The organism is Actinomycetospora lemnae (genome assembly GCF_028737315.1).
In the GTDB taxonomy this organism is placed as follows: Bacteria; Actinomycetota; Actinomycetes; order Mycobacteriales; family Pseudonocardiaceae; genus Actinomycetospora; species Actinomycetospora lemnae.
In genome coordinates this window covers 1-15,222 of the sequence record NZ_JAQZAO010000020.1, presented here as the reverse complement: position 1 = coordinate 15,222, position 15,222 = coordinate 1, and the positions used below count along the sequence as shown (strand labels likewise).

The following is a 15,222-nucleotide window of genomic DNA, read 5'->3' as shown; positions in this document are numbered from 1 at the left end:
CCCGCGATGACCTTCTCGATGGAGCTCTCCGAGGAGCACACCGACCTCCGCGACTGGGCCCACGGCTTCGCCGCCGACGTCATCCGCCCGGCCGCCGCCGAGTGGGACGAGCGCGAGGAGACCCCGTGGCCCGTCCTGCAGGAGGCCGCGAAGATCGAGCTCTACAACTTCGAGACCCTGGCCAGCTTCTGGGGCGACGAGACGGGCCTGTCCCTGCCGATCGTCAACGAGGAGCTGTTCTGGGGTGACGGCGGCATCGGGATGGCGATCTTCGGCACCACGCTCGCCGTCGCGGGCATCTTCTCCTCGGGCACGCCCGAGCAGATGGTCGAGTTCATCCCGCAGTGCTACGGCGACGCCGGCGACGTCAAGGTCGCGGCGTTCTGCTCGTCGGAGCCCGAATCCGGCTCGGACGTCTCGGCGATGCGCACCCGCGCGACCTACGACGAGGCCAAGGACGAGTGGACGCTCAACGGCGCCAAGGCCTGGGCCACCAACGGCGGCATCGCGAACATCCACGTCGTGCAGGCCGTCGTCGACTCCTCGCTGGGCTCGCGCGGGCAGGCGGCGTTCGTCGTCCCGCCGAACACGCCGGGTCTCGAGTCCACCCGCAAGATCAAGAAGATGGGGCTGCGCGCGTCGCACACCGCCGACGTCTTCCTCGACGACGTCAAGGTCCCCGGTTCCTGCCTGCTCGGCGGCAAGGAGAAGCTCGACGAGCGCCTCGCCCGCGCCCGAGAGGGCGTGAAGTCCAAGGGCTCGGCCGCCATGCAGACCTTCGAGCTCTCGCGCCCGACGGTCGGCTCGCAGGCCATCGGGATCGCGCGGGCGGCGTACGAGTACGCGCTGGACTACGCGAAGGACCGGCAGACCTTCGGGCGCCCGATCATCGACAACCAGTCGATCGCCTTCACGCTCGCCGACATGAAGACCGAGATCGACGCGGCGCGCATGCTCGTGTGGCGCGCGGCGTGGATGGGCCGCAACGGCGTCGCGTTCGAGGCCGGCGAGGGCTCGATGTCCAAGCTCAAGGCCGGCCGCGTCGCGGTGTGGGCCACCGAGCGCGCCATCCAGATCCTCGGCGGCGCCGGCTACTCCCGCGAGCACCCCGTCGAGCGGATGCACCGCGACTCGAAGATCTACGACATCTTCGAGGGCACCGAGCAGATCCAGCAGCTCGTCATCGCCCGCGCCATCAGCGGACGGCACATCGCCTGACGCCGTCCCGGCGGCGTCGGTGCTGGTCACGGGGGTGTTCCGTGACCGACGTGCTCAGCCGGCGCCACCGGGGAGCACGACGATCTTGCCCACGTGGTCGCGGCGGAGGAACTGCGCCTGGGCGTCGTGGATCGCGGTGAGGGCGTGACGGGCCGCGACCCGAGGCCGGATCTCGCCGGCCCGGGCGTGCGCCACCAGCGTCGCGAAGTGCGCGGCGGTGTGCATCGTCGACCCGATGAGCTTCCGGTTGTGCAGGTAGAGGCGACGGAGGTCGATCGCGGGGACCGGCCCGGCGACCGCTCCGGCCACCACGGCCCGCCCACCCGGGACGAGGACGTCGATCAGGCGTGCGAGCTGGTCCCCGCCGACCACGTCGACCACGGCGTCGACCCCACCCGGGTGGGCCGCGCGGACCGCCGCGACCGCGTCTCGGCCGGGCCCCGAGCGGTCGATGGTCCGCACGGCGCCGGCCTGCTCGACGACGTCGGCCTTGGCCTCCTCGGTGATCGCCGTGACCCGCGCACCGCGGGCGGCGGCGAGCCCGACCGCGGCCAACCCCACGCCACCGGACGCCCCGGTGACCACGACCGTCTCACCGGCGGTGATCCCGCTGCGTTCCAGCATGCCCATCGCGGTCCCGGAGGCGATGGGCAGGCAGGCCAGCTGCTCGTCGGTGAGCGGTGAACCGGTGACGTCGTGGACCCGGGCGGCGTCGACGACGACGTACTCGGCGAACCCGCCGTCGAACTCGCTGCCGAGCACCGCCACGATCGGCGCGTCCGGCCCGTCGTGGGCGTAGCGGGCGGGGTCGACCAGCACACGACGCCCGACGAGCTCCGGCGGCACGCCCGCACCGACCGCATCCACGACCCCGGCGACGTCTCCACCCTGGATGCGCGGGAACGCGATCGGACCGAGCCACCCCGCCGGCGCATCGGGGTCCTCGGCGGTCCCGTACGCCCCCTCGCGGGTCCACACGTCGGTGTTGTTCAGCGCCGCGGCACGCACGCGTACCCGGACCTGCTCCCGGTCCGGGGACGGGACCGCGACGTCGTGCCGGATGACCAGGACCTCCGGCCCGCCGAACGCGGTCAGGACGGCGGCGGTCATGGTGGCCTCGTCGCGCACGTGTCCGCGCCTCCCTCGGGCAGCCGGGGTCGGGCGGCCCGACCCGAGCAGCGCCCACAGTATCGGCGCTGGCCGGACAGCTGTGACGGTCCGAGCGGCAGGTCCCGGGGAACCGCCGCGAGAGCGGCGGCGTCGGCGGCGGTCACGGAGAGCCGTCCCCGTGGCCGGCGCCGCTCCCCGACGCCGCCGGTGACCCGGGCGCGAAGCGGACGCCGAGCTCGGCCACGCGCAGGGCCCGGTCGTCCGGGCGCATGCGGCCGGCGCGCTCGAGCAGGCCGATGCCGTGCAGGGCGCTCCAGAACACCTCGGTCGCCGCGCCCCGGTCGACGTCACCGATCGCCTCGGCCAGGGTGTCGAAGCCCGCCCGCAGCTCGGACGGGGTGTCCTCCTCGGCGAACCGCGCGTCGATGGGCTCGTGGAACATCGCCTCGTAGACCGCGGGGTGGTCGCGACCGAAGTCCAGGTAGGCGACGGCCACGGCCTCGACCGTGCGCCGTGCGGGCTCGGGTCCCAGCGCGGCGCGGCACCGCCGCGTGAGCTCGACGAAGCCCTCGAGCGCGACCGCCGACATGATCTCCGACTTGCCGCCGGGGAAGTGGCTGTAGAGCACGGGCTGGGTGAAGCCGATGGCGTCGGCGAGGTGCCGGGTCGTCACGGCCGACCACCCGTCGGCGTCGGCGCGCTCCCGAGCGGCGGCCAGGATGCGACGGCGGCGCTCGTCGGTGCGCTGCTGCCGCGTCGTCCGCTCCGCCATCGGTGCTCCTCCTTGCCCTGCGGTTCGCTGTCGGCCTAGCCTAGCAGCGCTAGATACTAGCGTTGCTAGGCTCGAGAGGAGCCCACGTGATGACCGTCCTCGCCGTCGTCACCGCGACCGTCATCGGCCTCATGGTCGGCGTCGAGCTCGCGGTGGCCGCCGTCCTGAACCCGATCCTGTTGCGCCTCCCGGCCGGCGCGTCCCTGGCCGCTCGCGCGGACGGCGGGCGCGTGCTCGGGCGCCTGATGCCGTGGTGGTACGTCGGCTCCCTGGCCCTCACCGCGGCCCTGGCGGCCGTCACGTGGGGCACGCCGGCGGCCGCCACGGCCGTCGTGGCGGGCGTGCTGCTGGCCGTCAGCGTCGTCCTGTCCGTCACCCTGCTGGTGCCGATCAACAACCGCTCGAGGACGTGGACCGCGGAGCGCCACCCCGACGACTGGCGGGAGCAGCACCGCCGGTGGGACCGGCTGCACCTCGGTCGCGTCGCGATCATCACCGCGTCGTTCGTGCTCGTCCTCGTCGCGACGACGTCGCTCTGAGGCGCGACGGCGCCGTGTCGTGGGCCGCAGAGGGGGCGCGCGCCCCGGGTGTCAGAGGTCCCAGCTCCGGCGCGGCCCGCGCTGGCTCGGGATGGCCACCGGGTGGTGCCGGGCGATCCGCACGTCGGCGGCGAGCTCGCCCGCCGCGACCAGGGCGTGGCGACGGCGCTCGGCCTCGCGGTGGGCCGCGGCGAGCGCGTACGGGCCGTAGGCGTCGCGGAAGCGCCCCACCGGGTCGACGACGACCACCAGGTACTCGGAGGCGCCGTCGCGGCGGTCCTCCCGGGCACGTGCCTGTCTGTCCATCCACTCCCCCAGGGCTGCCACGGTGGTGCGGACGACGTCCGGGCGGGCCACCGTGGATCCGTGCCGGCCACGACGATGCGGCCACACGGGTGACGTTGGGGTGTGGATATACCCCCGCCGACGGGGGGAACGGAACATACCGGGCCGTCTGAATGCGTTGAGATGACAGAGGTATCGCTGAGCGGCCATCCCGTGCACCGAAGGTGTCGTGGGACGTCCGGTCGGACGGCGTCGCCACCGCCCGACCGGACCCCCTCCAGGTCCGAACGGGGGCGAACCGTCCTCGCTCGCGGTTGACCGTGCTGGCGGGCGTGTGCGGGCATCCGAACCGGTCAGGGGCGGCGTCCCGGCAGCAGCGACCCGAGAGCCCGCAGGGCGCCGGTGGCGAGGGCGCCGGTGACGGCGGCCCAGTCGAAGTAGTCGCGCCACAGCGTGATGACGCCGTCGTGCACCTCGAAGGTCCCGCACACCCAGAACGAGGTGCGCAGACGCCCGATCTCGATGGTGTCGGTGCGCTCGGTCAGCACCACGGGCCCGTCGGCGGCGAGGCGGTGGTTCTCGGCGCGGAAGCCGGTGGCGCGGCGCGTGAGCTGCTCGAGCACCCGGCGGGTCGGCCCGATCCCGCGCGCCGGGGGCAGCGAGACGTTCTCGTAGACGACGTCGGGGCTCAGGCGCGCGCACGCGGCGTCGAGGTCGAGCCGCTCGAGGTCGGCGAGGAAGGCGCGCACGACGGCAGCGGGCGCGGTGGGCTCGGTGGGGCTGGACATCGACGTCCTCCTCGTCGGGGGGCGTGGCGATCACGGTGACGGGGAACCGGAGAACACCGGGCGGGGACCGCGGAGGGCCCGGCCCCCGGGCGAGGAGTCTCCATGACCGCCGATCACGCTGTGGACAGCCAGGGACCGCTCACCGAGGCCCTCGGCACCGACTTCTTCTCGGTGCGCCGGCGGTTCACCGAGGCGCAGTGGGACACGTTCATGTCCGTACGCCGCTACGTCGACCGCGTCGTCTCGCCGGCCGCGCCCGCCGCGTGGGACGCCGCGGAGATGCCGTGGGAGGTCATCAAGGGGCTGCCCGACCTCGGCATCGTCGGCGACGACATCGCCGGCTACGGCTGCCCCGGCTTCGACCCGCTGACCTGCGGTCTCGTGGCCATGGAGCTCGCGCGCGGCGACGGCAGCCTCGCGACCTTCCACGCCGTGCAGTCGGGGCTGGCGATGAAGTCGATCGCGATGCTCGGCTCGGAGGAGCAGAAGCAGGAGTTCCTGCCCGCCATGGCCCGCCTCGAGCTGGTCGGCGCCTTCGGGCTGACCGAGCCCGAGCACGGGTCGGACTCGGTGGCGCTGGAGACGACGGCCCGCCGCGACGGGGACGACTGGGTGATCGACGGCCGCAAGCGCTGGATCGGCAACGGCAGCATCGCCGGGCGCACCGTGGTGTGGGCGCGCGACGTCGAGACGCGCGCGGTGCTCGGCTTCCTCGTCGACACCACCAGCCCGGGCTACGAGGGCTCGGTGATCCCGCGCAAGGGCTCGATGCGCTCGGTGTGGCAGGCCGACATCCGCCTCGACGGCGTCCGGGTGCCCGAGCGCGACCGCCTGCCCGGCGCGGAGAGCTTCAAGGACACCGGCCGGGTGCTCGCGACGACGCGGGGCACCTGCGCGTGGATGGCGCTGGGCCACGCCACGGCCGGCTACGACGCCGCACTGCGCTACGCCCTCGAGCGCCAACAGTTCGGCAAGCCGCTGGCGGGGATGCAGATCGTCCAGGAGCGGCTGGTCCAGATGCTCGCCGAACTGACCGGGATGCAGCTCTACTGCATGCAGATCGCGAAGCTCGCCGAGGACGACGACCTCGCCCCGACCATCGCCGGCCTCGCGAAGATGAACAACACCCGCAAGGCCCGCTGGGTGCTCGCCCACGCCCGCGACCTGCTCGGCGGCAACGGGATCCTGCTCGACAACCACGTCATGCGGCACATGGCCGACATCGAGTCGATCCACACCTTCGAGGGCACCGAGACCATCCAGACGCTCATCGTCGGCCGGGAGATCACGGGGCACAGCGCCTTCACGTGAGGCACGGAGCGCAGCGGAGCTGCCTCGTCGGCAGCGGGTGTCAGCCGACGGCGGTGACCGCCGGCTCGAGGCGTACCGGCAGCTCGGCGTAGCCGCGCAGGATGCGGGTGGGGCGCCGGCGGGCCGGACCGGCCGGGGCGAGGCGCGGGTGCCGCTCGAACAGCGCCCGCAGCGCCACCTCGCCCTCCATGCGCGCGAGCTGCGCGCCGAGGCAGAAGTGCGGGCCGCTGGAGAACGCCAGGTGCTCCTTGGCGTTGGGTCGCGCGACGTCGAAGACGGCGGGGTCGGTGAACACCTGCGGGTCGCGGTTGGCGCCGGCGAGCACGGTGACGACGAGGTCCCCGGCCGGCACGACCTCGCCGGCCACCTCGGTGTCGACCTTCGCCCGACGGGCCGTGCGCTCCACCGGCGGGTCGAACCGCAGCACCTCGTCGACCGCGTTGGACCAGAGCGAGGGGTCGGCGGCCAGGCGCTCGCGCTGCTCGGGGTGCGCGAAGAGCTGGCTGGTGCCGTTGCCGATGAGGTTGACAGTGGTCTCGAAGCCGGCGGCGAGCACGAGCAGCGCGGTCGACACCAGCTCCTGCTCGGTCAGGCCCGTGCCGTCGTCGTCGACCTCGCCGACCAGGCCCGAGAGCAGGTCGTCGCCGGGCTCGCGGCGCAGCCGGCGCAGGTGGTCGCGCATCCACTCGTGCAGCGCGGCGAGGTTCCGCTCCATCGACGCGTGCGCCTGGCGCGTGAGGCCCATGTCCAGCGAGGTGGCCGCGCCGTCGCCCCAGGCCAGGAACTGCTCGCGCATCGAGGTCGGCACCCCGAGCATCTCGCTGATCACCGTGACCGGCAGCAGGCTCGCGTAGCGGGCGACGAGGTCGACCTCCTGCCCCGCCCGGACGTCGCGGTCCATGGCGTCGAGGAGCTCGGTGGCGATCTCGGTGGTCCGGTCGCGCAGGGCGGCGACCCGCTTGGCGGTGAAGGCGCGGCTGACGAGCTTGCGGTAGCGCGGGTGGTCCGGGGCGTCGACGGCCAGCATCGACGGCGGGTCGATCGGCCCCGGGTGGCGCGTCGGGCCGGCCAGCGCGAGGGCGGCCTTGGCCGGCCCCGGGACGACCTGGTTGGGGTGGGTGACGCCGAAGTCGTCGCTGCGCAGCACCGTCGTCGCGACGTCGTGGTGGACCGTGAGCCGGGCGAAGGCGCCGGCCGCGAAGGGGTGGCTCGCGCGCAGGCGCTCGTAGTGCGGGAACGGGTCGGCCTGCAGGACCGGGTCGAGCAGCAGGCGCGCGTCGGGGTTGCCCGCGCGGACCTGGCGGCGGATCGCGGCCCGCATCAACCCGTGGGTCGCGCCCCAGCGCAGCGTGGTGCCCAGCGGCGAGCGGGCGACGGACGAGGGCAGCGACAGGGCCACGGCGGCCTCCCGGAGTCGGCTCGGTACGTTCTCGTACCACGCGAGACCATACTCGGAGTATGTGTTCGTCGTCCAGGGTCCCGGCGGGTACGTCCCCGCCGTGCAGACCACGCTCCGCGCCACCGGTCCGCTGCCCGCCGACGCGGCGTGGGAGCGCTACGCCGACCTCGACCGCTGGACCCACTGGGCACCGCAGATCTCGGGTGTCTCGGTCGCGGAGGGACGGTCACGGCGCCTGCACGAGGGCCTGCGCGGCACGGTGCGCGCGGCCGGGGTGGTGCACGTGCCGTTCGAGGTCGTCGCGGTGGACGAGGCGGCGCGCACGTGGTCGTGGCGCGTCCGGCTGGGGCCGGTCCGCCTGCACCTCGACCACGGCGTCGAGGAGCCCCGCCCCGACGATGGCCCGCACGTGCGCTCGCGGACCTGGCTGCGCACCACCGGCCCCGCGCTCGTCGTGCTGCCCTACGCCCCGCTCGCGCTGATCGCCCTGCACTCGCTGCTCCTGGAGCGCTGAGCCCCGTGTCGACCCTGCGCCTCCTGCTCACCACCGACACCCACCTCACGCCGCGCTACCCGAACCGCGAGCTCCCGGCGGAGCTCTGGGAGCGGATCGACGCGGCCGACGTCGTCGTGCACGCCGGCGACTGGATGGACCCCGGGCTGCTCGACGCGTTCGAGGCCCGGTCGGCGCGCCTCGTCGCGTGCTGGGGCAACAACGACGGCGACGACCTCCGCGCGCGCCTGCCCGAGACCGCGGTCGCCGAGGTCGGCGGGCTGCGCCTGGCCGTCACCCACGAGACCGGGGCGGCCCAGGGTCGCGAGCGGCGCTGTGACGCGCGCTTCGGGCCCGACGGCGACACCCCGGTCGACGTCCTCGTCTTCGGCCACAGCCACATCCCCTGGGACTCGACGACCCCGGGCGGCGTGCGGCTGCTCAACCCGGGCTCGCCCACCGAGCGGCGGCGCCAGCCCGCGTGCACCTACATGACCGCCGAGGTCCGCGACGGCGTCCTGTCCGCCGTGCGCACCCACGAGCTGCCACCCGGTGCACCGCAGCGTCCCTGAGGTACTACCGTGCGTCATCGGCCACGGACGGGTGCTGTGGGGTGAGCGGTCGGCCCGGCGTCGCCCGTTCGGGCCAATGATCGGCAAGGATGCTGGTCGGGGGCGACGGGTCGCGGGGTGAACCGTCCCCCTCGGTGAGCACGGTGGGTGATGCCCTTACCGTTTCCGGGACCGGTGGATCACCAGCGGTCCGGGACGACCGATGATCCGGACGGGAGGACGGCGCGTCGGCGGTACCGCCCCCTCGCGAGCCCGCAGGGGTGTGACGACGACGGGAGGCTCGTGACGATCACGGCTGCGGTGTGGTCGGTGGCGTCGCGAGGATCGAGACGAAACGGCCGATGACCCTTCTTGCCGAGCGACCCCCGGACGAGGTCGACGAGTCCGAACTCGTCGTCGGCCGTCGCATCCAGGAGTTCTCCCAGCTCGCGGGGCCGATCCGGGAGCCCGACCCCGCGGACGGCCCGTACCGCGTCGCCTACCGCGGTGTCGACGCCGTCCACGGCCGTGGCCGCGTGGCCCGGTCGCTGCTCGTCGCCGGCCTGAACTTCGCCTTCGAGGCCCTCTTCTTCCTCTGGCTGCTGCACCCGTCGCACCGGCCGCCGGTCATCGGCTCGACCTTCGCGATCTACGCGAACTGGGTCGTCATCGGCTCGATCGGCCTCATGGAGCTCCTGCGGCTGATCAACGTCCTGTCGCTGTCGCTGGCCTCGGTCATCGCGCGCGACCCGGTGCCCGTGCCGCCCGAGCCGGACCGCCGCATCGCCTTCCTCACCACGATCGTCCCGAGCAAGGAACCGATCGACGTCGTGCGCGGCACGCTGCAGGCGGCGCTGCGCATCCAGTACGACGGCATCCTCGACGTCTGGATCCTCGACGAGGGCGACGACGACGACGTCAAGGCCATGTGCCGCGAGCTCGGCGTCAACCACTTCACCCGCAAGGGCATCGCGAAGTACAACCAGAAGAAGGGCGCGTTCAAGGCCAAGACCAAGCACGGCAACTACAACGCCTGGGTCGCCGAGCACGGCGACTCGTACGAGGTGTTCCTCTCGGTCGACCCCGACCACGTGCCGCTGCCCAACTACGCCGAGCGCATCCTGGGCTACTTCCGCGACCCCGACGTCGCCTACGTCGTCGGCCCGCAGTGCTACGCGAACGACGAGACGTTCGTGACCCGGGCCGCGGAGTCGCAGCAGTTCCCGTTCCACTCGCTGATCCAGCGGGCGGCCAACCGCTACAACGCGGCGATGCTGGTGGGCACCAACAACGCCGTGCGCATCAGCGCCCTGCAGGGCATCGGCGGCCTGTCGGACTCGATCACCGAGGACATGGCCACCGGCCTGAAGTTCCACGTCCGCCGCAACCCGCTCTCCGGGCGGCGGTGGAAGTCGGTGTACACGCCCGACGTGCTCGCCGTCGGCGAGGGCCCGTCGTCGTGGGGCGACTTCTTCAGCCAGCAGATGCGTTGGTCACGCGGCACGTTCGAGGTGCTGCTCAAGGAGATGTGGCTGCGGCTGCCGAAGCTCTCGCCGGGCCGCGCGCTGCACTACGTCCTCATCACGACCTTCTACCCGTCGATGGCGATCGGGTGGGTCCTCGGGGCGGTGAACGCCTGTCTCTTCCTGGCCCTGGGCGTCCAGGGCGTGGTCGTGCCGGTGCAGCTGTGGTTGGCGCTCTACATCGACGCCACCGCGTTCCAGCTGTGGGTCTACCTGCGCAACCGCCGCTACAACGTCAGCCCCTACGAGGCCGAGGGCTCCTCGGGCGTCAAGGGCATGCTGATGTCGATCTTCGCGTCGCCGATCTTCGCGGCGTCCCTCATCGCGACGGTGCTGCGGCTGCCCGCGAAGTTCGTCGTCACGCCGAAGGGCCTGTCGTCGAGCGCGGACCACATCCTGACCTTCCGGCGTCACCTGCAGTGGGCGGCGCTGCTCATCGGCGCAATCGTGCTGGCGATCATCCAGGGCTACGCGACGCCCGCGGTGCTGCTCTGGCCCGCGGTGGCGCTGGCCGCCTGTCTCGCCCCGCCCGTGCTCTGCCTCGTCGAGCGCATCGTGGGTCGCCAGCCCGCGATCGACGCGGCGCCGGTGCTCGCGGACGGCCGCTCCGGGGTCACCACCGAGACGCTCGAGCGCGCCGCCCTCGACGCCCTGCTCGCGGCGGGGAGCACGACGCGCCGCTCGCCGCGCACGGGCGACGACGGCGCCGCCCGCCCGCCGCTCGACGGCGACCTGCCCCCGGGTTGGGTGCGGACGTCCTCGCTGACGCGCCGCGAGCGGGAGGAGGCCCCGGCCACGGAGCTCGACGGCCGCCCCGCTCCCGCCGGTCGCCGCCGCCGTGGTGAGGGGCCGTCGATCGACCCGGCACCCTCGCCCGTGCCGCGTACGCGCCGCCCCGCGGCAGGTCAGCCGGGTCAGCCGGGTCAGCCGGGTCAGCCGAGTCAGCCGGGTCAGCCGAGTCAGCCGCCGCCGCGTCCGGCGGCGCACCCGGCGGCCCAGCCCGGCCCGCCGGGGCAGCCCGGTCAGCCGCCCGTGCCCGCGCCCGGTCCGCGTCCCGCGGGTCGCCCGCCGGTGCCCCCGCCGGGACCGCAGCAGCCGGGACCGCAGCAGCCCGGACCGCAGCAGCCCGGACCGCAGCAGCCCGGACCGCAGCAGCCCGCGGCCCGGCCGCGGCCGGCCGCGGCCCCGCCCGGGACGCCGCGCCCGCACCCGACGCCCTCGCCGCGGCCGGCACCGAGCCCGTTCGCCCCGCCCGGGCAGCGTCCGGGGGAGCGCCCCGGCGAGCGTCCGGCGGCCGCCGAGCAGGGCGGGCGCTACGTGACGCCGGCCGCGGAGCACCAGGACCCGGCGCGCCCCGGGACGCCCCGTCCCACCCCGACCCCACGTCCCGACGCCGCCCGGGGCACGACGCCGCGACCCGGTCCGCGCCGCGAACGGCCCCCCATGCTGCTCTCGTCGGCGGCCGAGCTCGAGGCGGACGGCGTCCAGCCCGTGATCCCGGTCTCGGCGGGGTCTAGCATCGGTAACGAAACAGCAAAGCGACACGAAGGACGACACGGTGGGACCCGCGCGTCCGATGCCGTGTCGGCCAACGCCCCGACGGTCGCGGTGCGCGTGGTGGCGCTGGCCGCGGTGGCCGGCCCCTCCCGCGAGACACCCGCCGGGGTGTCACCGGACATCGACGGGCGACGGACGGAGGCGAGTTGATCGAGCAGGGGTTGACCAGACGGGTCAAACGGTTCCTGCTCCTCGTCATCGTCCCGGCGGTCATGCTGGGCGTGAACGTGCCGCCGGCGTGGTCGTGGATCTCCGAGCTCCGGCACCAGCGGCTGATCAACAGCCAGGAGTACAAGGAGAAGTTCGGCAAGTGGGACGTCGTCGAGCTCCCTGACGACCAGAAGGTCAACGCGATCCACGCCGCGGTCCTCCCGACCGGGCGCATCCTCCTCATCGCCGGCTCCGGCAACAAGGAGGACATGTTCAACGCGGGGACCTTCAAGAGCCTCGTGTACGACCCGGCCACCGGGCGCAGCCGCGTCATCCCGACCCCGGACGACATGTTCTGCGCGGGCCACACCTTCCTGGCGTCGGGCAACCTGCTCGTGGCCGGCGGCACCCAGCGCTACGAGCGCCTCGACGGCGCGGTCACCAACGCCGGCGGCGGCGTGACGGTGAAGAACGAGAACCCGGACGCGCCGGTGCGCTCGTTCCCGGCCGGCACGGAGTTCCGCTCGCCGGAGGGCCTGATCTACCGCTCGACGCACCCGTTCGAGGTCAAGCCCGCGACGAAGGTCGCGACGCGGCGGGGCGCGACGGTCACCGCCAGCGAGACGGTCGTCTTCGCCGAGGCCGTCGAGCCGGGCCCGGGCTACGTCGCCGTCGGGCCGCGGCAGTACTCGATCAACGGCGTGCCCCCGGGCGAGGAGCAGAACCTCTACGCCCTCGGGCAGGGGATGACCCTGGAGAAGCAGGACTACCAGGGCATCGAGGAGACCTACGAGTTCAACCCGTACACCGAGGCCTACGAGCGCGTGGGCGACATGGTGTTCAAGCGCTGGTACCCCACGCTGACGGGCCTCGCCGACGGCACCGTGATCTCGGTGTCCGGGCTCGACGGCACCGGCGAGATCCTCAACGGCCAGAACGAGATCTACGACCCGGCCACGCGGACCTGGACCGAGCGCAAGGACCTCACGCAGTACTTCCCGACCTACCCGGCGCTGTTCCAGACCGCGCGGGAGGACGTGCTCTTCTACTCGGGCGCCAACGCCGGCTACGGGCCCGCCGAGCAGGGCCGTGTGCCCGGGTTCTGGAACCTGCGCACCAACATCCTCACGCCCATCCCGGGCATGCGCGATCCCGACCTGCTCGAGACCGCCGGCTCCGCCTGGGCCGGCCCGGTCCAGGACCAGCGCATCGCGGTGGTCGGCGGCGGCGGGGTCGGCGAGAGCCCGCGCTCGTCGGCGCGCATCGACACCATCGACCTCGACAGCCCGAACCCCACCTGGCAGCCGGGGCCCCTGCTGCCGGAGGGCACGCGCTACCCGAACCTGACGACGCTGCCCGACGACACGATGCTGATCAGCAACGGGTCGCGGGACTACCGCGGCAAGGGCGCCTCGGACAACCACAACGCGCGCATCTACCGGCCGCAGACGAACACGCTGGACTACGCCGCCGACCCGCAGGTGGGCCGCAACTACCACTCCGCGAGCCTGCTGCTGCCCGACGGCCGGGTCATGACGGTCGGCTCGGACCCGCTGTTCAACGACGCCGCGGGCACGATCCCCGGCACGTTCGAGCAGCGGATCGAGATCTACACGCCGCCCTACCTGTTCAAGGGCCCGCAGCCGACGATCGCGGAGTCGCCGCCGACGGCCCCGCTGGGCGACACGCTGACCGTCGCCACCCCGGACGCGCCGCGCATCGCGAGCGCCCGGCTGCTCGCGCCGATGGCGTCGACGCACGTGACGGACACCGGCCAGCGGTCGGTCGCCCTCGACATCACGAAGCGCGACGGCGGGGTCTCGATCACGATGCCCGAGGACCGCACGATCGCCCCGCCCGGGCGCTACATGCTCTTCCTCGTCGACGACCGCGGCGTGCCCTCGGTGGCCAAGTGGATCGAGATCCCGGCGCCCGGGCCGCTGGAGGAGACGTGACGTCCGTCGCCACCCGGCCCGCCCCGGGCGGTGCCGGCCGACCGCGCGGCGGGCCCGCACCGCCGAGCGGGCGTCGCGCGGCGACGGGCGGTGCCTCCCCCCACACGGGAGCCACGAGGCGGCCTGAGAACCTGGGGCCGGATGGACGACAGGCCCGGGGGTGGCTCGACGGTGGCACGTGATGGACGGACGACGCGGGGCGAGGTGGGACCGGTGACCCCGGACGCACCGCGCGGCGCGACGGAGCCGCCGGAGCCCGCGACCCAGCCCATCCCGGTCGGGGCGGCCGCGCCGACCGAGCGGGTCGAGCGCCGCCGGCCTGCCGAGCCTGCCGTGCCCCCCGAGATCCCGATCCGCGGCGACCGTCGCGAGCGCCGCGCCGCCGCCCGGCGCGGCCCGACCCGCGGGTGGATCGTGGCCGCCGTCGCCGCCCTGACCGCGCTGGTCACCGCGGTCGGCATCGCCGCCTGCAGCACCGGGTCCGACAGCGGCGGCGAGGGCGGCGGTCCGCCGGTGGCCCCGGCCGCCTCGGAGTTCTGGGTCGACCCCGCGTCGTCGGCGGCGCGCCAGGTCGAGGCGTGGCGCGCCGAGGGCCGCGGTGACGAGGCCGCCGCGCTCGAGAAGATCGCCCGCCAGCCCGTCGCCATCTGGCCGACCGGCGAGACCGGCGGCGTCGAGGGCGAGGTCGCGGGCGTCGTGTCCCAGGCCCGGGCCGCGGGCCGCACCCCGGTGCTGACCGCCTACAACATCCCCAACCGCGACTGCGGTCTGTACTCCAGCGGCGGCGCCGAGAACGAGGACGCCTACCGCGAGTGGCTCGGCGCCTTCGCACGCGGCATGGGCGGCAACCGCGCGGTCGTGATCCTGGAGCCGGACGCCCTGCCGCAGACGCTGACCAACTGCGAGGGCGAGGGCGAGCAGGAGGGCCGCGAGGAGCTGTTGGCCGAGGCCGTCCGGACGCTGAGCCGGGCCGGCGGCGAGGTCTACATCGACGCCGGCAACCCGGGCTTCGTCACCAACATCGACGAGCTCGCGGGCGGCCTGCGCACCAGCGGCGTCGGGGAGGCGGCGGGCTTCGCGCTCAACGTCTCGAACTTCATGACCACCGACCAGGTCCGCGCCTACGGCGACCGGGTGTCCGACGCGGTGGGCGGCGCCCGCTACGTCATCGACACCAGCCGCAACGGCAACGGCAGCTACGACGGCCCCGAGCAGCCGACGTGGTGCAACCCGCCGGGCCGGGCCCTGGGCACGCCGCCGACCCGCGACACCGGCTCGCCGCGCATCGCGGCGTTCCTGTGGGTCAAGGAGCCGGGCGACTCCGACGGCGACTGCCGCGGTGCCCCGGCGGCCGGCGAGTTCTGGCCGCAGTACGCCCTCGACCTCGCGAACAACACGCCCGGTGCCTGACGGCAGGTGAGCAGGAAGAAGTGCTGGAGCACTTTGCTCGTGCTCAGGACATCGGAGACAGGTGATGTCTCAGCACATCGCGGACACTGAGTAGGCCCGCCGGGTGGGCTGGTCGTGATCGTGGCCAGCCTGCCGGGTTGTGGGCAGAACAGGGTTCGAGA

13 protein-coding genes are annotated in these 15,222 nt (G+C 73.9%); 8 read left to right on the top strand and 5 right to left on the bottom strand.

Annotated features, from left to right (window positions below):
* The first annotated feature begins 6 nt into the window (after window positions 1-6).
* A complete protein-coding gene (locus PGB27_RS27880) occupies window positions 7-1,218 on the top strand; it encodes an acyl-CoA dehydrogenase family protein (RefSeq protein WP_274203711.1) in 1,212 nt (403 codons plus the stop codon).
* Between the two features lie 54 nt (window positions 1,219-1,272).
* Here the strand turns inward: PGB27_RS27880 and PGB27_RS27875 are convergent, their stop codons facing one another.
* Both PGB27_RS27875 and PGB27_RS27870 read right to left on the bottom strand, forming a co-directional pair.
* Window positions 1,273-2,328, bottom strand: coding sequence for a zinc-binding dehydrogenase (locus PGB27_RS27875; RefSeq protein ID WP_274203710.1), 1,056 nt, complete (start codon window positions 2,326-2,328; stop codon window positions 1,273-1,275).
* 160 nt (window positions 2,329-2,488) lie between these two features.
* The gene (locus tag PGB27_RS27870) at window positions 2,489-3,100 is read right to left on the bottom strand and encodes a TetR/AcrR family transcriptional regulator (protein WP_274203709.1); all 612 of its coding nucleotides are present in this window, start codon (window positions 3,098-3,100) and stop codon (window positions 2,489-2,491) included.
* Window positions 3,101-3,189: 89 nt separating this feature from the next.
* Here PGB27_RS27870 and PGB27_RS27865 point away from each other — a divergent pair, with 89 nt between their 5' ends.
* The gene (locus tag PGB27_RS27865; protein WP_332843881.1) at window positions 3,190-3,639 is read left to right on the top strand and encodes a DUF1772 domain-containing protein; all 450 of its coding nucleotides are present in this window, start codon (window positions 3,190-3,192) and stop codon (window positions 3,637-3,639) included.
* 51 nt (window positions 3,640-3,690) lie between these two features.
* Here PGB27_RS27865 and PGB27_RS27860 read toward each other — a convergent pair whose 3' ends face one another.
* Together PGB27_RS27860 and PGB27_RS27855 are read right to left on the bottom strand one after the other, a co-directional pair.
* On the bottom strand, window positions 3,691-3,945 hold the full coding sequence (locus PGB27_RS27860) for a hypothetical protein (RefSeq protein WP_274203707.1): 255 nt from the start codon (window positions 3,943-3,945) through the stop codon (window positions 3,691-3,693).
* A 332-nt stretch (window positions 3,946-4,277) separates the two neighbouring features.
* Window positions 4,278-4,712, bottom strand: coding sequence for a limonene-1,2-epoxide hydrolase family protein (locus tag PGB27_RS27855; RefSeq protein ID WP_274203706.1), 435 nt, complete (start codon window positions 4,710-4,712; stop codon window positions 4,278-4,280).
* Between the two features lie 102 nt (window positions 4,713-4,814).
* On the opposite strand from PGB27_RS27855, the gene PGB27_RS27850 reads away from it, so the two are divergent.
* Window positions 4,815-6,023, top strand: coding sequence for an acyl-CoA dehydrogenase family protein (locus tag PGB27_RS27850; protein ID WP_274203705.1), 1,209 nt, complete (start codon window positions 4,815-4,817; stop codon window positions 6,021-6,023).
* A 40-nt stretch (window positions 6,024-6,063) separates the two neighbouring features.
* Here PGB27_RS27850 and PGB27_RS27845 read toward each other — a convergent pair whose 3' ends face one another.
* A complete protein-coding gene (locus PGB27_RS27845; RefSeq protein ID WP_274203704.1) occupies window positions 6,064-7,422 on the bottom strand; it encodes a cytochrome P450 in 1,359 nt (452 codons plus the stop codon).
* A 61-nt stretch (window positions 7,423-7,483) separates the two neighbouring features.
* Between PGB27_RS27845 and PGB27_RS27840 the strand changes: the two genes are divergently transcribed.
* From PGB27_RS27840 to PGB27_RS27820, 5 genes are all read left to right on the top strand, one after another.
* Complete coding sequence (locus tag PGB27_RS27840; RefSeq protein WP_274203703.1) at window positions 7,484-7,936, top strand: SRPBCC family protein; 453 nt, start codon at window positions 7,484-7,486, stop codon at window positions 7,934-7,936.
* 14 nt (window positions 7,937-7,950) lie between these two features.
* Entirely contained in the window at window positions 7,951-8,487 is a 537-nt protein-coding gene (locus PGB27_RS27835) for a metallophosphoesterase family protein (protein ID WP_274203756.1), read from the top strand.
* A 341-nt stretch (window positions 8,488-8,828) separates the two neighbouring features.
* Window positions 8,829-11,696: a glycosyltransferase family 2 protein gene (locus PGB27_RS27830; RefSeq protein WP_274203702.1), complete on the top strand. Its 2,868-nt coding sequence runs from the start codon at window positions 8,829-8,831 to the stop codon at window positions 11,694-11,696.
* Between the two features lie 11 nt (window positions 11,697-11,707).
* A complete protein-coding gene (glxA, locus tag PGB27_RS27825; protein WP_274203701.1) occupies window positions 11,708-13,651 on the top strand; it encodes a radical copper oxidase GlxA in 1,944 nt (647 codons plus the stop codon).
* A 213-nt stretch (window positions 13,652-13,864) separates the two neighbouring features.
* Window positions 13,865-15,061, top strand: a complete 1,197-nt coding sequence (locus PGB27_RS27820; protein WP_274203700.1) for a glycoside hydrolase family 6 protein — start codon at window positions 13,865-13,867, stop codon at window positions 15,059-15,061.
* Window positions 15,062-15,222 lie beyond the last annotated feature (161 nt).